Below are 23669 nucleotides of genomic sequence, written 5' to 3'. Positions count from 1 at the left end.
GAACTGCCCTGGTACATCATCGTCGGCGCCCCGGGTTCGGGCAAGACCACGGCGCTTGTGAATTCGGGCTGGATTTTCCATTGGCCGGCCAGTACGGCAAGGCCGCGCTTCAAGGCGTGGGCGGAACGCGCAACTGCGACTGGTGGTTCACCGACCAGGCGGTCGTCATCGATACCGCCGGACGCTACACGACGCACGACAGCAACGAAGACGTGGACAAGACGGAGTGGCAGGGCTTTCTGGGGTTGCTCAAGAAATACCGCCCGAGGCAACCGGTGAACGGCGTCATGTTGACGCTGAGCGTTTCCGACCTGCTGACCTTTACCGACGATGAACTGGTGCAGCACCTCACGGCACTGCGTGAGCGTCTCAACGAGCTGCAGGGTTCGTTTGCGATCGAACTGCCGGTTTATCTATGGGTGACCAAGGTGGATCTGCTCGCTGGCTTCAATGACTTCTTCGGCGGCTACAGCAACGAGCAGCGCAAGCAGGTCTGGGGCTTCACCTTTCCGTATTCGGACAAGTCCAAAACCAATCGTCCAACAAAGGCCGCGTTCCAGCAGGAATGGGCAGCGCTGGAGCAATCGCTTTTCAGCGTACAGGATGCGCATCTGGCCCGCGAGCAGGAACTGCGTCGGCGCAACTACATCTACGCATTCCCGCAGCAGTTCGCCGGTTTGCAGGCACGAGTTGCGAAGGCGGTTGACTTCGTGTTCGCCGAATCGCGCCTGACGCAGCAGCCGTTGCTGCGCGGCGTGTACTTCAGCAGCGGAACGCAGGAAGGCACGGTCTACGATCGCGTGCTCGGCAGCCTGCGCAAACAGTTTTCGTCCGCAGGCCACGTGCCGACCGCGCAGAACACGGATTCCGGCAAGAGCTATTTCCTGTACGACCTGTTGGTCAAGGTGATCTTCGCCGAGTCGCATCTTGCCGGTCGAAACGTGAAGTGGGAGCGGCGTACGCGCCTGTTTACCTATCTCGGATATGGCTTGTCGGTACTGTTGCTGCTCGGTGCCATTGCGGCCTGGCTGATCAGCTACGGCAACAACAATCAATATCTTGCGCAGGCGAGCGACAACGCCGAACAGGCATCGAAATCGATTGCGCACTACGACGCCAACACGGCTGATCTCGGCGGCTTGCTGAAGCTGTTGGAGCAGGTCAAGGGTATCGGCGACATGAAGGATTTCCAGAGCGATGATCCGCCAACGAACTACCGCTACGGTCTCTACCAGGGCGCGAAGGTCAGTGCTGCCGCCGACAACGCCTACCAGCGGATGCTGGACAACGGGCTGCTGCCATTCGTCTCCAAACGACTCGAAGCCACGCTCAGAAATCCTCCTGCCAATAATCTGGAATATCTGTACGAAGCGCTCAGAGCCTATTTGATGCTCCAGCAACCCGAGCACTATTCGCCCAAGACGATGCGTGACTGGGTGATCACCGACATCAAAACCTTTTTGCTGCCCGATGCCGATCCGGCGACGGCGAAGAGCATCGAGCAGCATGTGAGTGCGTTGTTCGCCGACGGCCGGGTTGTGAGTTCGCCGTTCCCGATCAACACGGAACTGGTGAGCAGCGTGCGTACTCGTCTGGCCAGCCTGTCGACCGCGCAGCGCGTGTACTTCCGGCTGCGCAGCAGGTTGATGCGCGAGAGCATGCGTGAGTTCAACATCATGGACGTCGCGGGGCCGCAGGCTGCCAACGTGTTCATGCGCAAGAGTGGACAACCGCTCAATCGAGGCGTTCCCGGCCTGTTCACCTATCAGGGTTACTGGGATCTGTTCGACAAATCGGTGGCTGGCGTTGTCACCGAGGTCAGCGACGACGAGGGCTGGGTGCTGGGTCTCGGCGAGCAAAGCATCAAGGCCCAGCTCGGCGAGGCCATGCAGGGCAAGCTCGTGCGCGAGGTGCGGCTGCTGTACCTTCGCGAGTACCAGCAGACCTGGTCGCAACTCATGCAGGACGTGCAACTGATCCCCAGCGATTCGCTGCAATCGTCGATCCAGCGCATGGCGGTGCTCTCCGCCCCAGACTCGCCGCTACCCCTTTTTTTGCGCGCCGTGGTTCGCGAAACCACGTTGCTGCGTGAGCCGGAAAAAGGGCAGCAGACGGTGGTCGACAAGATGGCACAGAAACTCAAGAACACGCGCGATGATTTCGAACGTGTGGTGGGGCCGGTGCCCGGATCCCAGGCCACGCGCGCGACGCGCGATGAACGTATCGTCGATGATTATTTCGAGCCGCTGCGTCGGCTCGTTGGCGCGCCGGGCCAGCAGACTCAGGGCAACATGCCCATCGACTCGCTGCTCAAGACGCTGGATGAATACTACGGCACCCTGATCGCGGCCGATGCGGCGCACCGTTCGGGGGCACGCCGCCGAGCAACGACACCGTGCTGCGATTGAAGACCGAAGCCTCACGCCTGCCTGCGCCGCTCGGTGCGATGCTGGGCGGCATTGCCAACACGGGCAGTCGCGAGATTGCGAGCATGGCCAATGCCAAGGTGACGTCGGAGCTACGCGCGAATGTCGGCGATTTTTGCCGCAAGGCCCTGGCTGGTCGCTATCCGCTGAATCGCGGGTCCACGGACGATGTCACGCCGCAGGATTTTGCGCGCCTGTTCGGTAGCGGTGGCCTGATGGATGACTTTTTCAACCGCAATCTTGCTCAGATCGTCGATACGACCACCTGGACGTACAAAAAGAGCATCGACGGTAGCTCCACTGGCGGCGGGGCGAACCTCGGATCGTTTCAGAAAGCCAGCGTGATCAAGAGCGTGTTCTTTTCAGGCGACTCGCTGCCGAAACTGCGCATCGAGATGAAGGTGGTCGAAATGGATCCTTCCATTTCGAACATGGCGCTGGACGTGGACGGCACGGTACTCCGCTACGCCCACGGCCCACAGATGAGTCAGCCCGTATCATGGCCGGGGCCGCGAGGTCGCCAGCAGGTGTCATTGCAGATTACCGACAAGTCTGGCGGGCAAAATGCCATGACGGCAGATGGCGCATGGGCCTTGCATCGTTTCTTTGACAAGCTCACGCTGGCCGCGGGGTCTCGCCCCGAGTCATTCACGGCAACGGCGCTGGTCGGTGGCAAGAAGGTGGTGTTCGAAGTGACGGCAGGCAGCGTGCAGAATCCGTTCCGACTCAACCAACTGCAGACCTTCAGTTGTCCGGGCTAACGAACCCATTGATTCGAAAGAGAATTGCAGCAATAACGACACCGACCCCGACACATGTTCAACACCAATGATCTATCCAAAGTAGAAATCATCTGGGGCGGCAAGCTGCCAAGCCACGGTGATTTCCTGTGGAGCAATCCGAGAACGGCGGTACGTGCGCGGTTCGAGGACTGGCTTCAGGCGGGCATGATGCAGGGACGTTCGCAGTTTGGTGACAGCTGGCGCGACTCCATGGCCGGCAGTGCGGTGTGGAATTTCCTCGTCCCTTTCAATCCGATGAACATGCCCTATGTCGTCGCCGGCAGTTTGGCGCCGAGCGTGGATCGGGTAGGGCGGCAATATCCGTTCGTGGTCGGGTATGTATTTCAGCGAGAAGATCTATTGCGCTCCACCGAACTGGTGATGGAACTGCCCATGCTGCTGCATCTCACGGGACAACAGTTGCACATCGCCATCCGCCGCGCGTGGCCACGTGCGACGCTGGATTCGATCTGGGCCAACGTGCTCACCCAGTGGCGTCAAGGCTGGGCTCCGGCTTCGCAGGCCTACAGCAACCCGATGACGGGCAGCGGCTCCGACATTCTGGACGTTCTGGGAGCGAGCGGAACGGGTGGCCCTTGCGAATCTGATATGAACACACGACCTGCGACGCGCGAATCGGCCTTTCCGTGGCCCGACATCATGCCGAGCCTGCACAGTGCGAACAGCCCGAGCTTCTGGTGGACCCATCCTGCCGGTGGCGCTCAACTCAAGGCGCTGGCGTATGAATCTGCGCTCGACGGCCAATTGCTGACGTGGCTGTTTGGCCGTGCCACCCGTTGACATCCGGGATAGAGTGATGACGCGGTGCAGTAAACAAAGAGAAAATTTCCATGGTGCATGAATCAACCGAGAGCCAACCAGGGCCCACGCCAAGTGCTGGCACGCCCATGAGCTTGCCTCTGCACACCCGTCTGGGTGAATTCGAGATTATTTCCGTCATTGGTGAAGGGGGCTTCTCGATTGTGTATCTCGCACACGATCACCAGTTGGAGCGCACGGTCGCCATCAAGGAGTATCTGCCGGGCGCCATTGCCTATCGCAATGCCGACGGCATCGTGTTGCCGCGATTCGAGAAATACGAAAGCACCTTCAAAACCGGGTTGCAGAGCTTTTTGAAAGAGGCACGCATTCTGGCGCAGTTCGAGCATCACTCGCTGATCCGCATTCATCGCTTCTGGGAACAGAACGGCACGGCATACATGGTCATGCAGTATTGCCAGGGCAAGACCATGCGCCAGATCCTGCAGAACGATCCCGAACGCGGCCGAGACGAGGGCTGGCTCAAGCAGGTGATTGCGCCGGTGCTCGATGCGTTGAAGCTGCTCCACTCGCGCAATTGTTATCACCGCGACCTCTCGCCCGACAACATCATGATTCTCGATTCCGGCGCGCCGATGCTGCTGGACTTTGGGGCGGCGCGGCAGGTCATCGGAGACATGACGCAGGCGCTGACGGTGATTCTCAAACCGGGTTTTGCGCCCATCGAGCAATACGCCGACGACGAGTCCATGCGCCAGGGCCCGTGGACCGACATCTACGGCGCCGGAGCAGTGCTTTATTTCGCGGCGGCGGGAAAGGCTCCCACCGCATCCGTGGCGCGTCTTGTCAAGGATCCCATCAAGAAGCTCAGTGCCCAGCCGGATCTGCCGTTCACCCCTCAATTCTCCAGGGCCGTCGATCACGCGCTGGCACTCTTTCCGCCCGATCGGCCGCAATCCATCGAGGAATTTGCGGCTGAACTGTTCGCCAACGAAGCGCCTGTTTCTCCGTATCAGGTGCTGCCCACGTTGAGCGGTGCCGCAGTGGCCGCCTCTGCCGAAGCTGCGCGCCAGCAGGCCGCACGCGACCTGCATGCCGAAGAAGCCGCGTCATCGTCATCGTCATCGCAGGAACCTCAGGCTGTGGGTTCAGCCGCAAGCAACGCCTTGCTGCAACCCGCGCACGAGGAATGGACGACGAGCCAGCCAGCCTCGCCGGCCCCTGTCGGCGCACCTGTTGAGGACAAGGTAGTCCACACGACATCGGAGCCGACTGCAACCGTCGTGCAGGATACCGAACCTGTCGCCACCGCAACCGATGCGGATAGACAAGTCGTTCCCGAATCCAGGGCACCGAGCGAGCCGACCGCGAAGAAGACGGCGAAGCAAGAGCCCGTCCCGGCGCACAAACCTCCAACTGCCAAGAATCCACCCACGCAACCGCGGCGCGAGCCTCGGAGTCCGCCGCAGGTTGATCGCCGGCGACCTTGGGGAATGTATGCGGGCGGCGCGGTTGCCGCCCTGGCCGTGTTGGCGCTTGCCGCGTATTTCCTTGGTGGGAGCAGTCAGCCCCCGGCACCGCCAGTGCAGGTGTCGACGGAGAGTGAGCGTTCCGCGCAACCTGCGCAACAGGCAAGCGTGGAGCCGACAACGCCAGTGCCGCCCGCGAGTTCGCCCGCAGCAATCCGCGAGCAAGATGCCCGCGAACCGGAGCCTGTCGCGAGCAGTCCCGTGGTCACGCCGCGCACTGCGGTGGTACCTGCGTCGGCCACCGTGACCAGCACGCCAGTACCGCCAGTCAGTCCCGTACCACCTGCGCAGCCCACCACCAACGACGGCGGTCGCGGTACGGCGGTGAGCCAGTCGCCTTCTGCATCGGCTCCGCAAACAGGGCGCACTCTGCCCGGTGCATCCACGCCTGGAAATTCCAGCGAATCCGGACGTGAACTGCCGACAAGATCCAGTGCGACGACGGCCTCTGCTCCGGGTGAATCGGCGGCGACCTCTGCGGTCCCCAACAAACCCGGAGCCTTCGTGAAATTTGCGATCAGGCCCTGGGGCAAGGTGATTGTCAACGGCGTGGAAAAAGGCACGTCACCGCCAATGGTTAGGATGTGGTTGCCGGAAGGTGACCACCGTATAGTGATCGAGAATGCCGACTTTCCAAGCTACAGCACCAGTGTGAAAGTGGAGGACAAGAAAGATGCCTCCGTAAGCTACAAATTTGGCCGCTGATTGCCAGAACCGCTGGGGATTCACCGTAGCGGCGCTGGCAGTCCCGCCACTCCCGAGTCAACGAAGGAATAGACGAGATGCTCAAAAATGTTCATGTGCTGGCCCCGGTTGTCGTGGCCCTCTTGGTATTGAGCGGTTGTGAAAGCGCGCCGCCCAAAAAAGCAGAGCCGCCCGTAGAGATACCGGTTCAGCCACCTCCACCCGAGCCACCACCCCCGCCGACGTCTCGCGCCGAGCGCATTGAGGCAGAACCGACTGCAACCAACGACAATGCGGCGCTGACGGCTGTGGAGCGGCGGTTTGCCGAAGGGCTGGCTCAATACAACGATGGCAATTATCCTGATGCCATTCGGATCTTCCGTGAGCCGGTATTCAGCCGTGCATGGCCGGAGCTACAGATCAAGTCGCTCAAATATCTTGCGTTCAGTTATTGCGTGAACAACAACGCAAATCAGTGCCGCGCAACCTTTCTGCAACTGTTGAAAATTGATCCCGCGTTTGAATTGAGCAACGCGGAAAGTGGTCATCCCGTATGGGGCCAGCGTTCAAGCAGGCAAAAGCCGACGTGAGCAAAACGTCGAAATAGGGTGTGCCCCGGTAACGAAAATGGCTCCTCGCAGGAGCCATTTTTGTTTGGGGATTCACTGCGTGTCGATTTGATTCGATTCGATTGATGCAGGCAATCCCGGGTTCCAACTCACTTGCCGTCCATTGGTTGCCGGGTATCGGCATCCATCATGGCCTGGGCGTAGTCGATTGGTAGCCAACGGTAGCTTGTCTTGCCGGCAGCCTGAACTCGTCCAATCGCGGGAAACGGCAGGTGTGATCCCGCAATCCATTCACCCGATGTGGCTGCGTCCTTCAAGGCCTTGGCACGCGTGGCTCGCGCCTTGCTCTGGTCCATGTCGAACTCGACGGTGATCGTGGGATCGCTGAGCTGCAAGGCCGCGTTGTGCACCACGTCTCCCCAAATCAACATACTTTCCTTGCCCGAGCGAATGCGATACCCGGTGTGGCCCGGCGTGTGACCCGGCAATGGAACCGATTGCACACCAGGAATCGGTGAGCTTCCGACGGTGAAGGTATGAAATTTTCCCGCTTCTTTATAGGCTGCCGTCGATCCAAGCCCGCCTTTGTAGACGGGCAGGTTGTCCTTGCCGCGCTCGCCCGAGAGCCAATAGGCCGCCTCCTGCTCCGGCACGTAAACCTCCGCGTTGGGAAACGCCGCGGCGCCGTCCACATTCAAACCACCGTCATGATCGGGGTGCAGGTGCGTGAGTAGGATGAATTGGACGCTATCGGGCTTGTATCCCGACATCTGGAGGCTGGTAGCGAGCTTGCCCATGCTTGTCCCCAAGGCAGTCGACGCACCCGCATCCACCAGGATCACGCGCTCTCCGTCGTCAAGCAGGAAAGCGTTCACCGAAGTGCGAACTGCGCGCGGCTGTTTCGACAACTTCAACAGATTCAGAATCTGCGCTTGAGTGCGGCCTTTCATCAGCTTGCTGTTGATTTCGAAACTCCCGTCATATAGAACGGTGACCAGATAAGTACCCATCTTCATTCTGAAGAAGCCTGGGGATTGATCGTTTCGGTTGTACGCAGCGACGGACTCTTCCGCAACCTGCGCCGCCTCGGCAGGCTGTGCCGCATTTTCTTCGGATTCGCCGGTAAGCTGCATCCATGCCGCACAGCCAGTCAGAACAAAGGGGAGGGACACAATACCAAGAGCGCGTAGTCCCCGCACTCGCCAGATATGCTGCAGCATGGTGGTTATAGTTTGTTGACGAATCGATAATCATAGCCACAGAATGTGAAATCTGGTTTGGCCCGCAACGCAGAAATCGGTTTGCAATTGCAACGTGCGGCTTAAGCAGCCTGCGTGCACCGAATCGACGCTTCATTGGCGCGAAATCGGGCGATCTGGACTACGTCTGAAGTTCAGGGCTCGGATCGTTGTGGGTACTTGCGCGGCATTGCCAGGAGCTTGATAACATGGCGCGGCCAGTTCGGCCCGCCATTCTTTGCATCATGCTGCTCACTTCTCCTCTGCGTTCCGGCCCACCGCTTCGTGGGGCGCAGACGCCCAGTGTTCCGACTTCCAAGTACCTGACGTTTCGGCTGGGAGAGGAACTGTACGGCATCGATATTTTGAGCGTGCAGGAGATTCGCTCGTACGAGGTGCCTACGCGCATGGCACATGCGCCGGAATTCATCAAGGGCGTGATTCACCTGCGTGGGATGATCGTGCCGGTGGTGGATTTGCGGTTGAAACTGCGCTGCGCGCAAGCGAGCTACGACGCGTTCACGGTGATCGTCGTGCTCAGGGTCGGCGACATGTTGCTTGGTGCGGTGGTGGATGCTGTCGCCGATGTGGTGGCGCTGCCGGTCGATGCCATCAAGGCGGCGCCGCATTTTCAGGGCGCGATGGACACCGCCTATGTGCGCGGGATCGCCCAAGCGGATGGGCAGATGCTGATCGTGGTGGATATCGCTGCGCTCCTCAGCCCCGCGGAGTTGGGGATACTGCAACAGGCAACTGCGGCGACTGAGACTTAGAACGGACAACGCTGGGAGATACAGCCTGTCGCGTTGGTTGTGGTTCTAGGGATTGCGTTTGAACGGGCTGCGGTCGTTCAGTTCGTCCATGTATTGCGCGATACCCTGGCCTTCGCGTTCGAGAAAGCGCTCGACGGCCTCGGCAAATCCAGGATGGGCGAGCCAGTGCGCGCTGTGGGTCTGCACCGGCATCAATGCACGGGCCATCTTGTGCTGTCCCTGAGCGCCGCCTTCAAAACGGGCGAGTCCGCGCTCAATGCACCACTGCAGCGGCTGGTAGTAGCAGGTCTCGAAATGCAGATTGTCCACGCGCGCGAGCGCTCCCCAGTAGCGGCCATAAGCAACGCCGTCCTGAACGGCGATCAGGCTGGAGGCGATGCGCGCATCGCCCTGGCGCGCAATGAACAGCACCCAGTTTTCGGGCATGTCGCGCTGCATGCGTTCAAAGAACGAACGGGTCAGGTAGGGAGCGTTGCCGTGTTCGAGATAGGTGCGCTCGTAGCAATCGTAGAAGAAATCCCAGTCCGCGTTGCTCAATTGCGGGCCTTCGATGATGTCGAATTCAATGCCGGCATCGTGCACGCGACGGCGTTCCTGCCGGATCTTCTTGCGTTTTTCCTGATTGAGCGAGGCGAGAAAATCATCGAACGACTCAAAGACTTCGCCAGTATGCGGATGACGGTTGTGCCAATGGAACTGCACGGTGTGGCGCAGCATCAGGCCGAGATCGGTGGCCGCCCGTAGGTCGGCGTCGCTTGCAAACAGCATATGGATCGACGAAAGCTCGGCTTCCTCTGCCCAGTCGATCAATCCTTTGAGCAGCAGGGTGCGCGCCTCGCCGCTCACCGCAAGCAACCGGCTGCCCGGAACGGGTGTGAACGGCACGGCGAGCACGCCCTTGGGGTAGTAGGTCAGGCCGTGCCGCTGGTAGGCGTCGGCCCACGCCCAGTCAAAAACGTACTCGCCGTAGGAGTGCGTCTTGGCATAGAGGGCGCAGGCTGCTTCGAGCGTGCCGTTCTTTTTGAGCAGGCAGAACACGGGCGTCCAGCCAGTCTCCGGGGTGGCGCTTCGGCTGCTCTCCATTGCGGCGAGGTAGGCGTGGCGCATGAACGGCGTGGGATGGCTTTGGCTTGCGAGCAGTCGGTCCCAGGCAGCAGCATCGACCTTGAGTGCGGAGTCCAGCAACTCCAGCGAGTAGCTGGCTGGTTCTTCGACGGATGGGGACTTCGATTCAGCGGGCAATTGGCGGCTCGGAGGAAAAATGGGGAGTCATGATGATGGCGCAAAGTGCTCACCCTCGAAAATGGAGGGAGATGAGCGGCCCCACGCGGGCGAGCCGGTTTCGGCCAAGGCTGCCTTGTTTTTGAGCAGTGCGCTGCGGGTTTTGTACCGCGACCCACGAAATTGAAAACGCGATGACATAATTGCCCGCAGTCTCTCTTTCTCCCACCATGTCATTCCCCATCAGCATTGCCCAGCTCAACTTCGTTGTGGGCGACATCCCGGGCAACACCCAGAAGATCATCGAGGCCGCGCGCGAGGCGCACGCGCAGGGCGCGCGCCTGCTGCTCACGCCGGAACTCGCGCTCACCGCGTACGCGGCAGAAGACCTGTATCTGCGTCCCGCATTCCTGTCGGCGTGTGACAAGGCGCTCGCCGAGATCGCGACCGCGACGGCCGGATTCGCCGATCTCACGCTGGTCGTCGGTCATCCCGATGGCATTGCCAATGAACCTGGCCATCGTTGCCACAACGCGGCCAGCGTGATCCGCAACGGCCGCATCGAGCAGACCTACGCGAAGCAGCGTCTGCCCAACTATGAGGTTTTCGACGAGCAACGTTATTTCATCCCCGGAAACGACACCTGCGTGTTCGAGGTCGATGGCGTGCGCATGGGGCTGCTGATCTGCGAAGACGCCTGGTATGCCGAGCCCGCAAAGGCGGCGGCGAATGCCGGAGCGCAACTCCTTGTCTGCATCAACGCATCGCCATTTCATTTGGGAAAGACCGTGGAGCGTGAGAATGCCATGCGGGCACGCGTGGCGGAAACCGGTCTGCCATTGGTCTACGCGCACCTCTACGGCGGACAGGACGAGGTGGTCTTTGAAGGTGCGTCGTTCGCGTTGAATGCCGATGGCCAGGTGGCGATGCGCGCGGCGTCGTTTGCCGAGGAACTGGCGTCGGTGAACGTGCAGCAAGTGCAGGGAGGCGCGATTCGCCTGTCCGGCGACCTGGCTCCGGTGATGAGCTGGGAGGCCGAACTCTGGGCCGCGCTCGTGACCGGCGTGCGCGACTACATTGGCAAGAACGGTTTCCCGGGCGTCGTGCTGGGGCTGTCAGGAGGCATTGATTCGGCTCTGGTTCTGGCGGTTGCTGTCGATGCGCTCGGTGCCGACCGCGTTCGCACCGTGATGATGCCGTCGCCCTATACGGCGGACATCAGCTGGATCGACGCACGCGAGATGGCAGCGCGTTTGCACGTGCAATACCAGGAAATCGCCATCGCGCCGCAGTTCGAGGCGTTCAAGGCCGCGCTCGCGGCAGATTTCGCCGGGCTGCCCGAAGACACGACCGAAGAGAATCTACAGGCGCGCATTCGCGGCATGTTGCTGATGGCGCTGTCCAACAAATTTGGTTCGCTGGTGCTCACCACCGGCAACAAGAGCGAGATGGCGACCGGCTATTGCACGCTGTATGGCGACATGGCAGGTGGCTTTGCGGTCATCAAGGACGTGCTCAAGACGCGCGTGTTTGCGCTGGCGCGCTGGCGCAACGCGCACGATCCGTTCGGCACGGGACTCAATCCCATTCCCGAGCGCATCATCACGCGTCCGCCCAGTGCCGAGTTGCGTCCCGACCAGAAAGACCAGGACAGCCTGCCGCCCTATGAGGTGCTGGATGCCATCGTCGAGCGCTACATGGAGCGCGACGAGGCGATTGCCGACATCGTTGCTGCGGGTTTTTCGCAGGCCGACGTCGACCGGGTCACGCGACTCATTAAGATCAACGAATACAAGCGTCGCCAGGCCGCCGTCGGCGTGCGCGTGACGCGGCGCAGTTTCGGCAAGGATTGGCGCTATCCCATCACCAACAAGTTTCGGGCTTGACGAGCGAGCGGCCACTCTAGGGCAGGATCGCCAAGCCAGTTCCGTTTTCGATATTCATCAGGAGTTCCCGCCATGAAAATGATCACCGCCGTCATCAAGCCATTCAAGCTCGAAGAGGTACGCGAAGCGCTGGCCGATTGCGGTGTGACCGGTCTCACCGTCACAGAGGTCAAGGGGTTTGGTCGTCAGAAGGGCCACACCGAGCTGTATCGCGGCGCCGAGTACGTGGTGGACTTTCTGCCCAAGGTGAAGGTCGAGGTGGTGGTGCGCGAAGAAGACGTGGAACGCTGCGTGGACGCCATCGTCAACGCCGCGCGCACCGGAAAAATCGGCGACGGCAAGATCTTTGTCACCGAGGTCGAACGTGTCATCCGCATTCGCACGGGTGATCTGGACGACGCGGCAGTTTGAGCGCCCCGGCGCCTCAGATCACTTCCCGTAGCGGAATCTGCGACATATTGTCGCCGGCCTCCTGCACCAGCCTGCGCAGTAGCGCATCGTGGTCGGTGCCGGAGGCGATCAGATCCATCTGCCATTCGCCCATGAAGCCGGACTCCACGCTTGTCGCCAGAAAGCTCAGCATCCCGTCGTAGTAGCCATCGACATTGAGCAGGCCAATGGGCTTGTCGTGATAGCCGAGCTGGCGCCAGGTCCAGATTTCAAACAATTCCTCGAACGTGCCTATCCCGCCAGGCAGGGCGATGAAGGCGTCACTGCGTTCGGCCATCATCGCCTTGCGCTCGTGCATGTTTTCGACGATGTGCAACTCGTCGCAATGGCGATTGGCGACTTCCTTCTCGACGAGAGCCCTGGGAATCACTCCGACGACCCGGCCGCCAGCCTTGCGCGTGGCTTCGGCAACCGTGCCCATGAGTCCGCTGCGCCCACCTCCATAGACAAGCTGGCCTCCGTGCCCGCCAATCCATTGGCCTACTTCGGTGGCAATTTTCGAGTAGATCGGTTTTTCTCCGGGGCGCGAGCCGAGGTAGACGCAAATCGAAAACGCTGGATCAGGAGACGAGGACATGTACTAACCTTTGATAGAGCGGAACGGCCCAGATGCCGACACACAGCAGCACCGAGAGCAGGACGGCGGCGCTGCCCATGTCCTTGGCGCGCTTGGAAAGGTCATGCCATTCCGGGCCAATGCGATCGATGGCGGCCTCGATGCCGGTATTGAGCAACTCGACGATCAGTATCAAAACGACGGCACCTGTCAGCAGCGCAATTTCGATCCAATTTTGTCCCAACCAGAAGGCGAGCGGAATCATCACGATGGCCAGGCAGGCCTCCAGACGAAAGGCTTTTTCCTGCCAGCCAGCCTGTAGTCCCTGAAGCGAAAAACCGAACGCGTAGACGAGCCGGTCAAGTCCGTTGCGCGATTTCTGGGCGTGGCCGGGGTGATCGGTGGGAGGAGGGGACGCTGCCATGAAATGCGGGCTGTTATTTCCTGCGCACGCGCGCAGATGTGGGATTGCGACAAGAAAGTCAGAACGAACCTGCCATACGCGGTGCGCACAGCACCTGCGTTGAGAGTGGCCTCGGGCAGGGAATTCCCTCACATCCTAGCGCAGAAGTGACCGCGTGAACGGGCCAAAGGACATGATAGCGAGCCTCATCTTGCCGCTGATCCAGGACCTTGGCCGAGCAATCTTCCCTTGACCTCGATGCCGTACATCGAAAACTCGGAATCGTGGAATTTCTTGCGCGTGTCGGCGACATTGCCGGTGAAGCGCGGGTCCTGCGGGCGATCCTGGCTGTCGATGTATGCCGCGACGTCCCACGCTTCCTGATCGCTCAGGCTATTGCCCAGACCCAGCGGCATGTTGGCCTTGATGAAGCCGGCCGCCTTGTCGATGTCGGTCATGCCGGCACCCCAGTTGTAGGATTTCGGTCCCCACAAAGGCGGAAACACTTGTGCATCGCCACTTTTCTGCCCTTGACCATCCGCGCCGTGGCACAGCGCGCATTTCGCCTCGAAGACCTTGTGGCCCCGGTCGAAATCCGGCTTTTGCGCGGCTTTTTCCAGCTTGGGATATCCAGCGCCAGATGTTTTCTCGCCCACCGGCGCGCCCTTGGCAAGCCAATACGCATAGGCCTCGAGTGCCACCAGCACGTCATCGCCGTGCTCCGGTGCCTTGCCGTTCATGCTGTACATGAAGCAGCCGCGTAGCCGCTCGGAGAACGTATCCACGCTCTTCGTCTTGTTGCGATACGCCGGATACTGTGTGTAGGCACCCCAGAGTGGCGCCGAATCAGGCTGGCGACCCGCGTCCAGATGGCAGTTCACGCAGTTGAGCGAGTTGCCGACGAATTGCTTTGCGTTGGCTCCGGTGTGCAGAAAAATCTGCTCGCCCTTGCGAATCACGTCGCCCATCGGGCCTTCGGGAATCTTGTTTTCCGGTGGCGGCTTGAATGCGGTTGCCGCCGAGGCCGCAGGGGAAGAGGCACTCGGTGCCGCAGGCGCAGGAGCGGAAGCCGTTGGGGCTGAAGACGCAGCCGGTGACGCTGGAGTAGGTGCCGGAGCAGTGACGGCGCTGCCGCCCGCTGTCGCCACCGGGGGATAAAGCGCGGGCTCGATCTGTTTCATGGTCCGGTTCACCTTGAGCCCAAAGAACACGGCAGTTGCGAGCACCACCAGCACGATCAGCGTGGCAAAAATCTTCAGGCCCTGGTAGCCGGCATTTTGACGGTGGAGTTGTGGTTCGGTCATTCGCGGCTCCCTCTTCAATTCTTGCCTGGCTGTTGCCTGGCGTAGTAGTCGGCAACCGCCTGAACGTCGTTATTGCTGAGCTTCCTGGCGATTGTCTGCATCAGTCCAAGTGGGCCGGGACCGCGACTGTTGTTCTTCCAGGCGTCGATTTGCTGCTGCATGTAGACGGCGCCGAGCTTCGCGATGGCGGGGAAGGTGTTCCCCACGCCCGCTCCATTCGTCGCATGGCAGCTCGCACACGCCGGAATGCCGTCGCTCAATCGGCCGCGCAGCACGAGCCATGCGCCAGCGTCGTCCGGCTTGGGCGTTTGTGGCGCGCTGCTGGCCGCAGGAATGCCCGAGGGAAGGCCCGCGTAGTAGGCGGACACGTCGGCCTTGTCCTTGTCCGACAAGGCCTTGGCGATAGGGGCCATGGCCGGTTGATTGCGCGAGCCATTGGCGAACGCACCGAGTTGTTCACGCAAATAAGCAAAAGCAGTTCCCGCAAGTGGTGGAAACGCTGCCGAACCTTCTCCATTGGCACCGTGGCAAGTGGCGCACGCGGCAACGGCGGGGGAACACCGTTTTGCGCAATCGCGGCACCGGCCTTCGCATCGCCTGCTGCAATCTGGGCCGACACCGGAGCGGCGGTGGTCGCCCAGACGATGGCTCCCAACAGCGTTGGGACAATGGTCGCGCAGGCAAACCGGCGCGATTCGCGAATGTCGTGGAGTGGCATGGTGTGTTTTGATTTATGACTCTCGGAAAATCATAAAAACCAACACGCGATGACGATGTAGTCCGGAGCCTCAGATCAGTTTCTGGCGCGCGGCTCGCGGGGCGAGCGTCAACGTCCGGACTTGCGTGTTCTCGGCAGCGGCTGCGAGTGGATCAACCGGGTTCCGGCCCACGCGTCGTGCCAGAACTGCCGTTCCGGGTGAAAGCGGCTCAGCAGCGCCCAGACTGCGATCCAGCCAGTGGCGAGGACGAGGATTTCACCGCCACTCAGGCGAAACGGGCTGATGAGTATCAGGGGCGGCAGAAACCACACCCAGCTCAGTACGTAGCGACCCAGCGCCCGTGTCTGGGTAATTGCCTTGCCGTCGCGATCCACGACCCGAATGTTCCAGGTTTTCATCGCCAGCGTCTGGCCCTTGGCCCAGAACCACACGAAGTAGATTCCGAAAATCAGGAACAGGAAGGCTTGCAGCCCGTGGCGATTGTCCAGTGCATTGCGGGTTTGGGTGAGCGAGCTGTAGAGATAACCCGCGATGAACACCACGCCGAACATCAACATGCCCTCATAGAGCCAGCACGCCATGCGACGTCTGAGCGACGGCGTGGTGCCTTCCGAATTCGGGGGCAGATCCGTCGGTGAGTCTGGTCGGGCGAGGGGCTCGTGGGGAAGCGGGGAACTCATTCGGCGGAAGGTTGTGCGAGGTTACTGGGGCGAATTGACGGAAGTGATATCCCGGAGGTCGACTGGTTCTTCGCCAGCCGATGCCGAGCCCGGGGACATGGGCGGCAGCGGTTGAGCCGTTGCCGAAGCGCCCTGGACCGGAGCCGTTTCCACCGTGATCGGCGTGTTGGGTTGCGGCGGCACCGGAGGCGGGAAAATGTGCGGGACATGGTAGTCCGACATCGGTGGGATCTTGGGCGGGTTGGGTTGATTTGGCGCAACCGTCGTGGCCGCGGGAATCCGGACCAGCTTTTTGGAGGGTGGTGATTTGACCACCACGGCCGCGCCGAATGGTTTGCGCACGGCCTTGGCCGCCAGGAGTTTCTTCTCTTCCTCGCTCAACGCCTGATAGGCCTCCCATTGGGCCAGCTTGTCATCGGGCATCAGGCGGTTGGTGGCAGCGAAGTTCAGGCGCGCCTGGCTGCGTTGCTGGGCACTGAGGTTGGCCCACTCAGTCATTCGGCTGAGCATCTTCGCCTGTTCCTGCTCGCTCAGCGAATCGAAATTCGCCGCCAGGGTGAGCCAGTGCCGCTTCTGGGCTTCGCTCAATTGATTCCAGCGCGTGGCCAGAGGCGCAAGCGCGTCTTTTTGCGAGCTGGTGAGTTCGCCCCACATGGGGCCGCCCAGATTGACGCCCACGGGCATGCGCACCAAGGTGGAGTTCGGGCGGATATTCGGGCGATTGGAGGGCAGGGCAGCCGGCGGCGTGTCGATCGTCGGCGCGATATTCAAATAATTGACGGCTTTGAAGGCACCGAATGACAGGCATGCCAAAGCCAGCAGCCCCACGATGGCGGCTGCATGGCTAGAAGGTGAACGGTCGGATACGTCGGGCGCCAATCTCAGCATGCAAATCGGTGGTCAACCGATCAGAATCAAGGTTTGTGTTCGGATGTTTTCAGGTATTGCAGAAAACCGGGGTCAGTATAGGCCTCTGGAGGAAGGTCATCTGTGAGAAGGGCTGCATCCACTTCTGCAACTTCATTGGCACCTGCCTCGTTCTGGTTCACGCCCACGACGATCAGACCGACAAGCAGTGCCGCGACCGGAACCGCAGACACCAGGGCGCGCCACCAATTGCCGCCTTCGCTACCCCAGCCGCCGCCCAGAGACGCAGTATGACCGGCACCGAGCACCACCGGCTCGGCAACCACCGGGCGATGAACCACGACGAGCGGGCGCTTGCGCTTGTCCAGGGCCTGCATGCGGCCAGCGCGCAGGCGCTCGACGATGTCGTAGGGTAGATCCTGGCCACCCTCGTTGAGGCGGGCCACCAGCCGGAGGCCGAAGCGGTCAATCGCCGCTGTATTGATCGAATTTTCAGAGATATGACGGTTCATAGCTCGATTCCTTTTGCCTTCAATGCCTTGCTCAGTGTCTGGACGGCACGAAAACAGTGCGTTTTGACGCTGCCCTCGGAGCAGCCCATCGCTGCCGCCGTTTCTGCAACATCCATTTCCTCCCAGTAACGCATGAGAAAGGCTTCCCGTTGACGCGCGGGCAGTTCCTGTATCTCTTTTTCGATTTCGTTGAAGATCTGTTTGCGCCGGATCTGGTCCTCGGCGCTTTGGCTGGCCTCGCGTGCATCTCCCTCGATGACGTAGTTCTCCAGCAGATCGAAATCGCCCGCATCGTCGCTCGAACTCTCGAAATCGCTCAGGCTGGTGAACAAAGCGTTACGGGTTTTCTGGCGACGAAACCAATCGAGCGTGCTGTTCGAGAGGATGCGCTGAAACAGCATCGGCAACTCATTGACGGGCTTGTCGCCATAGTGTTCCGTCAGCTTGATCATGCTGTCCTGGACGATATCCAGTGCGGCCTCATCATCGCGAACGTGATAAACCGTGCGCTTGAAGGCACGTTTGTCAACGCTCTTGAGGAAGTCTGACAGTTCTTGTTCGGAGGCCAAAAGCTAAACTATCCCTGAACGGGACTGGCGAGGCTGGCGCAATGATGTCAGCCAACAGGTTGGTAATCCGGCGATTATGACATCAGAGTAGTTTTTTTGAGCAGATGGCGGTGTGAACGCCCACAAAGTGCAATAATGTGCACTGCAACAAAGAACGCAAACGGGTCCCGGTTCGGCGAAGAACTCATGTCGCTCATGACCGAGGCCTCAAGTTCCAAGGCGGCTTCACGAGAGCTCGACCGAGGGGCACCCAAGGTTTTTCGTTAGAGAAATTCACAAAGGTTCATCATGGAAATCTCCAAGGCCGAAATGACTTCGGCAGCCGCAGCAGCCAGCGGCGCAGCCGGTTCCCAAGATTTGATGGGAGCCGAAATCCTCATCAAGTCGCTTCAGGCAGAAAACGTCCAGTACATCTGGGGTTACCCGGCGGAGCCGTTCTCTACATCTACGACGCGCTGTACAAGCAGGACACCATGCAGCACGTGCTGGTGCGCCATGAACAGGCAGCAGTTCACGCGGCCGATGGCTATGCCCGCGCCACGGGCGACGTAGGCGTTGCGCTGGTGACATCCGGCCCGGGCCTCACGAATGCCGTGACCGGCATCGCCACCGCCTACATGGATTCGATCCCCATGGTGATCATTTCCGGCCAGGTTCCAACTCCAGCGATTGGTCTGGACGCCTTCCAGGAATGCGATACCGTGGGCATTACGCGCCCCATCGTCAAGCACAACTTCCTCGTCAAGGATGCGCGCGATATCGCGGCGACGATGAAGAAGGCGTTTCACATTGCACGCACCGGCCGTCCCGGACCGGTGGTGGTGGACATCCCTAAGGATGTCTCCTTCAAGAAGGCTGCCTTCGCCGGATATCCGCAGAGCGTGGAAATGCGCTCGTACAACCCCGTCAAGAAGGGCCACGGCGGTCAGATCCGCAAGGCCCTGCAACTGCTGCTGACCGCCAAGCGTCCCTATATTTACACCGGTGGCGGCGTCATCTTGAGCAATGCGTCCAATGAGTTGCGCACGCTCGTCGACATGCTCGGCTACCCGGTCACCAATACGCTGATGGGCCTGGGTGCCTATCCAGCGTCCGATCCGAAGTTCCTCGGCATGCTCGGCATGCATGGCACGATCGAAGCCAACAATGCGATGCAGAACTGCGATGTGCTGCTGGCGGTCGGCGCGCGCTTCGATGACCGCGTGATCGGCAATCCCAAGCACTTCGCGCAGAATGATCGCAAGATCATCCACATTGACATCGATCCTTCGAGCATCTCCAAGCGCGTGAAGGTGGACGTGCCCATCGTGGGTGACGTCAAGGACGTGCTGACCGAGCTGATCAACATGATCCGCGAGACCACCACCCGCACGGACGCTGGTGCGCTCGCACAGTGGTGGAAGCAGATCGAGGCCTGGCGCAGCCGTGATTGCCTTGCCTACGACCGCGAGAACACCAGCGTGATCAAGCCGCAATACGTGGTGGACACGCTCTGGAACATGACCAAGGACGCCGACGCCTACGTCACGTCCGACGTCGGTCAACACCAGATGTGGGCGGCGCAGTATTACCGCTTCGACGAGCCGCGTCGCTGGATCAACTCCGGTGGCCTCGGCACCATGGGCGTGGGCATTCCCTATGCGATGGGCATCAAGCTGGCCAAGCCCAAGTCCGAAGTGTTCTGCATCACGGGCGAAGGCTCGGTGCAGATGAACATTCAGGAGCTGGCCACCTGCCTGCAATACGAAACGCCGATCAAGATCTGCTCGCTGAACAACCGCTACCTTGGCATGGTGCGTCAGTGGCAGGAGATCGAGTACTCGGGCCGCTACAGCCACAGCTACATGGATTCGCTGCCCAATTTCGTGAAGCTCGCCGAGGCCTATGGTCACGTCGGCATGCTGATCGAGCGTCCCCAGGATGTGGAGCCCGCACTGCGCGAGGCCCGCAAGCTCAAGGACCGCACGGTGTTCATGGACTTCCGCACCGACCCCACCGAGAACGTGTTCCCGATGGTGCAGGCCGGCAAGGGCATCACCGAGATGCTGCTCGGCTCCGAAGACCTGTAGACCTGTACTTTGCAAATCCAATCGATCCGGGGTTTCTCCCGGATCGGAACTTCCTGTCATTCGCTCAGAATGACGCCCTTTTTGATGAATCTATTGTCTGTCGAGCCCGATGCTTACCGGCACCGGGGAGGGCAGCAAAAAGAGGACTCGCGCATCATGAAACACATCATTGCCGTTCTGCTGGAAAACGAACCCGGAGCCCTGTCTCGCGTGGTCGGATTGTTTTCCGCACGAGGCTACAACATCGAATCGCTCACCGTGGCACCCACCGAGGATGCATCGCTGTCGCGCATGACCATCCAGACGACCGGCTCGGAAGACGTGATCGAGCAGATCACCAAGCATCTGAACCGCTTAATCGAGGTCGTGAAGGTGGTCGATCTGACCGAAGGCTCCTACACCGAGCGTGAGCTCATGATGGTAAAGGTGCGCGCTGTCGGCAAGGAGCGCGAGGAGATGAAGCGCATGGCTGACATCTTCCGCGGTCGTATCATCGACGTCACGGACAAGAGCTACACGGTCGAATTGACGGGCGACCAGACCAAGAACGACGCGTTCCTGCAAGCCCTTGATCGCACCGCCATTCTCGAAACAGTGCGCACGGGCGCCAGCGGCATTGGCCGGGGCGAACGAATTCTGCGCGTGTAACCCAGCGTCCTGAACGACGCCTCATGCGCAGGGTGCCTGCCGCATTTCTTTTTTCTCTTTTTCTTCCAGTTTTCCGTTTCAACCACCCATATCAATCCCGGAGCCGAAATGAAAGTTTTCTACGACAAAGACTGTGATCTGAGCCTCATCAAGGGCAAGACCGTTGCCATCATCGGCTACGGCAGCCAGGGCCACGCGCACGCACAAAACCTGAACGACAGCGGCGTGAAGGTCGTGGTTGGCCTGCGCAAGGGCGGTGCTTCGTGGGACAAGGTCGGCAAGGCCGGCCTGAACGTCATGGAAGTCAATGATGCCGTGAAGTCCGCCGACGTCGTCATGATCCTGCTGCCCGACGAGCAGATCGCCGAGGTCTACACCAACAACGTCGCACCGAACATCAAGCAGGGCGCTTCGCTGGCCTTCGCTCACGGCTTCAACGTGCACTACAACCAGGTCGTGCCACGCGCCGACCTCGACGTGTGGATGGTGGCTCCCAAGGCTCCTGGCCACACGGTGCGCAACACCTATACCCAGGGTGGCGGTGTGCCTCACCTGGTTGCGGTGCATCAGGACAAGTCCGGCAAGGCCCGTGATCTCGCCCTGTCTTACGCGATGGCCAACGGCGGCGGCAAGGCCGGCATCATCGAGACCAACTTCAAGGAAGAGACCGAGACCGACCTGTTCGGCGAGCAGGCCGTGCTGTGCGGCGGCGCGGTCGAGCTGATAAAGATGGGTTACGAGACGCTGGTCGAAGCGGGTTATGCCCCCGAGATGGCGTACTTTGAATGCCTGCATGAGCTCAAGCTGATCGTCGACCTGATCTACGAAGGCGGCATCGCCAACATGAACTACTCGATCTCGAACAACGCCGAGTACGGCGAGTACGTGACCGGTCCCGAAGTGATCAACGAGCAGTCGCGCGCAGCGATGCGCAACGCCCTCAAGCGCATCCAGAATGGTGACTACGCAAAGATGTTCATTCAGGAAGGCCGTCTGAACTATCCATCGATGACCGCGCGTCGTCGCAATACCGCGGATCACAGCATCGAAGTGGTTGGCGGCAAGCTGCGCGCCATGATGCCCTGGATCGCCAAGAACAAGCTGGTCGATCAAACCAGGAACTAAGAGAAGAGCAGACCCGGCGCGGTCGCGCGCGCTGCGGGGGCTCCACGAAAACCACCTTCGGGTGGTTTTTTTATGGACTTTCGGCTGACCGATTTGCCGTAATCCCTTGCCTCAATCCGGTTGGCTTGTGCTACATTCTTCCCCTATGAAAACGTTGGCTCTCGCCCTAGCTCTACTGCCCCTCGGGCTGTGATGTTGGCGCGCGAGCGAACTGTTCATCTCATGGCCCGTATGCAAGCGCAGCGGGCCTTTTGTTTTTTGCGCTTGGAATACGGGTTGTTTCTTCCTCTCAACTGACGAAGCTGCCCTGTCTGCAGCGCTCTGGAGACCACGATGACTGACAAACTGATTATTTTTGACACCACATTGCGTGACGGCGAGCAGTCGCCAGGCGCTTCGATGACCAAGGATGAAAAGCTGCGCATCGCCCGTCTGCTGGAGCGACTCAGGGTCGATGTGATCGAGGCCGGTTTTGCGGCCAGCTCGAATGGCGATTTCGAATGCATCCGCTCGATTGCCGGTGCGGTAAAAGACTCGACCATCTGCTCGCTGTCGCGCGCCAACGACCGCGACATCGCGCGTTCTGCCGAGGCGCTCGCGGGAGCCAATCGCGCACGCATCCACGTGTTTCTGGCGACGAGCCCGCTGCACATGGAAAAGAAGCTGCGCATGACCCCCGAGCAGGTGTTCGAGCAGGCCGTCAGCTCGATCCGCTTCGCGCGCAATCTCTGTGAAGACGTTGAATTCAGCGCCGAAGACGGCTACCGCAGCGATCCGGATTTTTTGTGCCGGGTCTTCGAGGCCGTCATCAAGGAGGGCGCGACAACCATCAACGTGCCCGACACCGTCGGCTACGCAATCCCCGAACTCTACGGCGACTTCATCAAGGACTTGCGTGAGCGCATTCCCAATTCGGACAAGGCGATCTGGTCCGTGCATTGCCATAACGACCTGGGCATGGCCGTGGCGAACTCGCTGGCAGGGGTCAAGATCGGCGGTGCACGGCAGGTCGAATGCACGATCAACGGTCTGGGCGAACGCGCGGGCAACTGCTCGCTCGAAGAAGTCGTCATGGCGATCAAGACCCGCAAGGACTACTTCGGTCTTGACGTGAACATCGATGCGCAGCACATCGTCGCCGCCAGCCGCATGGTCAGCCAGACCACCGGTTTCGTCGTGCAGCCCAACAAGGCCGTGGTCGGTGCCAATGCGTTCGCGCATGCGTCCGGCATCCATCAGGACGGTGTGCTCAAGGCGCGCGACACCTATGAAATCATGCGCGCGGAAGACGTGGGCTGGGCGGCCAACAAGATCGTGCTGGGCAAGCTCTCGGGCCGCAACGCATTCAAGCAGCGCTTGCAGGAGCTTGGTGTGGAGATGGAGAGCGAAGGCGAGATCAACGCTGCGTTCACGCGTTTCAAGGAATTGGCCGACCGCAAGAGCGATATCTTTGACGAAGACATCCTGGCGTTGGTAAGTGATGAACATGCGATATCGCACAAGGATTCGTTTGGCTTTGTGTCGCTTTCTCAACACAGTGAGACCGGAGAACGCCCTCACGCGAAAGTGGTCTTTACCGCCGAAGGCAAGGAAGTCCAGGGTGAAGCCGATGGCAACGGACCGGTCGATGCCTCGCTCAAGGCCATCGAATCGCACGTGAAAAGCGGAGCCGAAATGGTGCTGTATTCGGTGAACGCGATCAGCGGTTCCACAGAGAGCCAGGGCGAGGTCACGGTGCGCCTGCAGAGCAGCGGCCGCGTGGTCAATGGGGTGGGTGCCGATCCTGATATCGTGGTTGCGTCAGCCAAAGCCTATCTGAGTGCGTTGAATAAGTTACAAAGTAAATCGGAGCGAGTAGCCGCACAAGGATGAGAGCGGT

21 protein-coding genes and 1 pseudogene are annotated in these 23669 nt (G+C 60.4%); 12 read left to right on the top strand and 10 right to left on the bottom strand.

Features of this window, described 5'->3' with window-relative positions:
* Nucleotides 1-80: 80 nt before the first annotated feature.
* The 5 genes from tssM (at nt 81) to H9K75_RS02705 (ending at nt 6791) form a co-directional block, all read left to right on the top strand.
* Nucleotides 81-2408, top strand: coding sequence for a type VI secretion system membrane subunit TssM (gene tssM, locus H9K75_RS02725; protein ID WP_187724674.1), 2328 nt, complete (start codon nt 81-83; stop codon nt 2406-2408).
* Nucleotides 2396-3187, top strand: a complete 792-nt coding sequence (locus H9K75_RS02720; protein WP_187724673.1) for a type VI secretion IcmF C-terminal domain-containing protein — start codon at nt 2396-2398, stop codon at nt 3185-3187. The genes tssM and H9K75_RS02720 overlap by 13 nt, the downstream gene beginning before the upstream one ends.
* A gap of 54 nt (nt 3188-3241) precedes the next feature.
* Entirely contained in the window at nt 3242-4009 is a 768-nt protein-coding gene (tagF, locus tag H9K75_RS02715) for a type VI secretion system-associated protein TagF (RefSeq protein WP_187724672.1), read from the top strand.
* A gap of 107 nt (nt 4010-4116) precedes the next feature.
* Entirely contained in the window at nt 4117-6222 is a 2106-nt protein-coding gene (locus tag H9K75_RS02710; protein WP_187724671.1) for a serine/threonine protein kinase, read from the top strand.
* A gap of 77 nt (nt 6223-6299) precedes the next feature.
* Nucleotides 6300-6791 (top strand): TssQ family T6SS-associated lipoprotein, encoded by a 492-nt coding sequence (locus tag H9K75_RS02705; RefSeq protein ID WP_187724670.1) that lies wholly within the window; start codon nt 6300-6302, stop codon nt 6789-6791.
* Nucleotides 6792-6919: 128 nt separating this feature from the next.
* On the opposite strand, the gene H9K75_RS02700 is transcribed toward H9K75_RS02705, so the two are convergent.
* On the bottom strand, nt 6920-7990 hold the full coding sequence (locus H9K75_RS02700; protein ID WP_187724669.1) for an MBL fold metallo-hydrolase: 1071 nt from the start codon (nt 7988-7990) through the stop codon (nt 6920-6922).
* Nucleotides 7991-8253: 263 nt separating this feature from the next.
* Here H9K75_RS02700 and H9K75_RS02695 point away from each other — a divergent pair, with 263 nt between their 5' ends.
* On the top strand, nt 8254-8781 hold the full coding sequence (locus H9K75_RS02695; protein WP_187724668.1) for a chemotaxis protein CheW: 528 nt from the start codon (nt 8254-8256) through the stop codon (nt 8779-8781).
* 45 nt (nt 8782-8826) lie between these two features.
* On the opposite strand, the gene H9K75_RS02690 is transcribed toward H9K75_RS02695, so the two are convergent.
* Nucleotides 8827-10023, bottom strand: coding sequence for a GNAT family N-acetyltransferase (locus tag H9K75_RS02690; protein ID WP_187724667.1), 1197 nt, complete (start codon nt 10021-10023; stop codon nt 8827-8829).
* A gap of 209 nt (nt 10024-10232) precedes the next feature.
* Here H9K75_RS02690 and H9K75_RS02685 point away from each other — a divergent pair, with 209 nt between their 5' ends.
* On the top strand, nt 10233-11888 hold the full coding sequence (locus H9K75_RS02685) for an NAD+ synthase (RefSeq protein WP_187724666.1): 1656 nt from the start codon (nt 10233-10235) through the stop codon (nt 11886-11888).
* A gap of 72 nt (nt 11889-11960) precedes the next feature.
* A complete protein-coding gene (locus H9K75_RS02680) occupies nt 11961-12299 on the top strand; it encodes a P-II family nitrogen regulator (RefSeq protein WP_187724665.1) in 339 nt (112 codons plus the stop codon).
* Nucleotides 12300-12312: 13 nt separating this feature from the next.
* Here the strand turns inward: H9K75_RS02680 and H9K75_RS02675 are convergent, their stop codons facing one another.
* The 8 genes from H9K75_RS02675 to H9K75_RS02640 form a co-directional block, all read right to left on the bottom strand.
* Nucleotides 12313-12915, bottom strand: a complete 603-nt coding sequence (locus tag H9K75_RS02675) for an LOG family protein (protein ID WP_187724664.1) — start codon at nt 12913-12915, stop codon at nt 12313-12315.
* Nucleotides 12899-13318 carry a diacylglycerol kinase gene (locus tag H9K75_RS02670; protein WP_187724663.1) on the bottom strand — a complete coding sequence of 140 codons (420 nt, stop codon included), beginning with the start codon at nt 13316-13318 and terminating at the stop codon, nt 12899-12901. Before H9K75_RS02670 ends, H9K75_RS02675 begins: the two co-directional genes overlap by 17 nt.
* 185 nt (nt 13319-13503) lie before the next feature.
* A complete protein-coding gene (locus tag H9K75_RS02665) occupies nt 13504-14601 on the bottom strand; it encodes a c-type cytochrome (protein WP_226858477.1) in 1098 nt (365 codons plus the stop codon).
* 14 nt (nt 14602-14615) lie between these two features.
* Entirely contained in the window at nt 14616-15242 is a 627-nt protein-coding gene (locus H9K75_RS02660) for a c-type cytochrome (protein WP_226858672.1), read from the bottom strand.
* Between the two features lie 185 nt (nt 15243-15427).
* A complete protein-coding gene (locus H9K75_RS02655; RefSeq protein WP_187724662.1) occupies nt 15428-16000 on the bottom strand; it encodes an RDD family protein in 573 nt (190 codons plus the stop codon).
* A 21-nt stretch (nt 16001-16021) separates the two neighbouring features.
* The gene (locus H9K75_RS02650) at nt 16022-16888 is read right to left on the bottom strand and encodes a DUF3106 domain-containing protein (RefSeq protein ID WP_226858476.1); all 867 of its coding nucleotides are present in this window, start codon (nt 16886-16888) and stop codon (nt 16022-16024) included.
* Nucleotides 16889-16914: 26 nt separating this feature from the next.
* Nucleotides 16915-17379, bottom strand: a complete 465-nt coding sequence (locus tag H9K75_RS02645; RefSeq protein ID WP_187724661.1) for a DUF3619 family protein — start codon at nt 17377-17379, stop codon at nt 16915-16917.
* Nucleotides 17376-17948, bottom strand: a complete 573-nt coding sequence (locus tag H9K75_RS02640; protein WP_187724660.1) for an RNA polymerase sigma factor — start codon at nt 17946-17948, stop codon at nt 17376-17378. Before H9K75_RS02640 ends, H9K75_RS02645 begins: the two co-directional genes overlap by 4 nt.
* 288 nt (nt 17949-18236) lie before the next feature.
* Here H9K75_RS02640 and H9K75_RS02635 point away from each other — a divergent pair.
* The 4 genes and pseudogenes from H9K75_RS02635 to H9K75_RS02620 all read left to right on the top strand — a co-directional run bounded on the left by H9K75_RS02635 (nt 18237) and on the right by H9K75_RS02620 (nt 23662).
* Nucleotides 18237-20017 (top strand): annotated as a pseudogene (locus H9K75_RS02635) (acetolactate synthase 3 catalytic subunit).
* Between the two features lie 156 nt (nt 20018-20173).
* Nucleotides 20174-20665: an acetolactate synthase small subunit gene (gene ilvN, locus H9K75_RS02630; RefSeq protein ID WP_187724659.1), complete on the top strand. Its 492-nt coding sequence runs from the start codon at nt 20174-20176 to the stop codon at nt 20663-20665.
* Nucleotides 20666-20773: 108 nt separating this feature from the next.
* Nucleotides 20774-21790, top strand: coding sequence for a ketol-acid reductoisomerase (gene ilvC / locus H9K75_RS02625; RefSeq protein WP_187724658.1), 1017 nt, complete (start codon nt 20774-20776; stop codon nt 21788-21790).
* A gap of 333 nt (nt 21791-22123) precedes the next feature.
* On the top strand, nt 22124-23662 hold the full coding sequence (locus tag H9K75_RS02620; protein WP_187724657.1) for a 2-isopropylmalate synthase: 1539 nt from the start codon (nt 22124-22126) through the stop codon (nt 23660-23662).
* Nucleotides 23663-23669 lie beyond the last annotated feature (7 nt).

It is taken from the genome of Diaphorobacter aerolatus, assembly GCF_014489535.1.
Classification (GTDB): Bacteria; Pseudomonadota; Gammaproteobacteria; order Burkholderiales; family Burkholderiaceae_C; genus Diaphorobacter_A; species Diaphorobacter_A aerolatus.
This window is presented reverse-complemented; position numbering and strand designations above follow the sequence as displayed.

Bases quoted from the DNA above. Each gene is read 5' to 3' on its own strand.
- H9K75_RS02680 (WP_187724665.1), top strand. From the start codon at position 11,961: ATGAAAATGATCACCGCCGTCATCAAGCCATTCAAGCTCGAAGAGGTA.
- H9K75_RS02655 (WP_187724662.1), bottom strand. From the start codon at position 16,000: ATGAGTTCCCCGCTTCCCCACGAGCCCCTCGCCCGACCAGACTCACCG.
- H9K75_RS02620 (WP_187724657.1), top strand. From the start codon at position 22,124: ATGACTGACAAACTGATTATTTTTGACACCACATTGCGTGACGGCGAG.
- ilvN (WP_187724659.1), top strand. From the start codon at position 20,174: ATGAAACACATCATTGCCGTTCTGCTGGAAAACGAACCCGGAGCCCTG.
- H9K75_RS02650 (WP_226858476.1), bottom strand. From the start codon at position 16,888: ATGCTGAGATTGGCGCCCGACGTATCCGACCGTTCACCTTCTAGCCAT.
- H9K75_RS02710 (WP_187724671.1), top strand. From the start codon at position 4,117: ATGAGCTTGCCTCTGCACACCCGTCTGGGTGAATTCGAGATTATTTCC.
- H9K75_RS02645 (WP_187724661.1), bottom strand. From the start codon at position 17,379: ATGAACCGTCATATCTCTGAAAATTCGATCAATACAGCGGCGATTGAC.
- H9K75_RS02670 (WP_187724663.1), bottom strand. From the start codon at position 13,318: ATGGCAGCGTCCCCTCCTCCCACCGATCACCCCGGCCACGCCCAGAAA.
- H9K75_RS02665 (WP_226858477.1), bottom strand. From the start codon at position 14,601: ATGACCGAACCACAACTCCACCGTCAAAATGCCGGCTACCAGGGCCTG.
- tagF (WP_187724672.1), top strand. From the start codon at position 3,242: ATGTTCAACACCAATGATCTATCCAAAGTAGAAATCATCTGGGGCGGC.
- H9K75_RS02705 (WP_187724670.1), top strand. From the start codon at position 6,300: ATGCTCAAAAATGTTCATGTGCTGGCCCCGGTTGTCGTGGCCCTCTTG.
- H9K75_RS02695 (WP_187724668.1), top strand. From the start codon at position 8,254: ATGCTGCTCACTTCTCCTCTGCGTTCCGGCCCACCGCTTCGTGGGGCG.
- H9K75_RS02700 (WP_187724669.1), bottom strand. From the start codon at position 7,990: ATGCTGCAGCATATCTGGCGAGTGCGGGGACTACGCGCTCTTGGTATT.
- H9K75_RS02675 (WP_187724664.1), bottom strand. From the start codon at position 12,915: ATGTCCTCGTCTCCTGATCCAGCGTTTTCGATTTGCGTCTACCTCGGC.
- H9K75_RS02685 (WP_187724666.1), top strand. From the start codon at position 10,233: ATGTCATTCCCCATCAGCATTGCCCAGCTCAACTTCGTTGTGGGCGAC.
- ilvC (WP_187724658.1), top strand. From the start codon at position 20,774: ATGAAAGTTTTCTACGACAAAGACTGTGATCTGAGCCTCATCAAGGGC.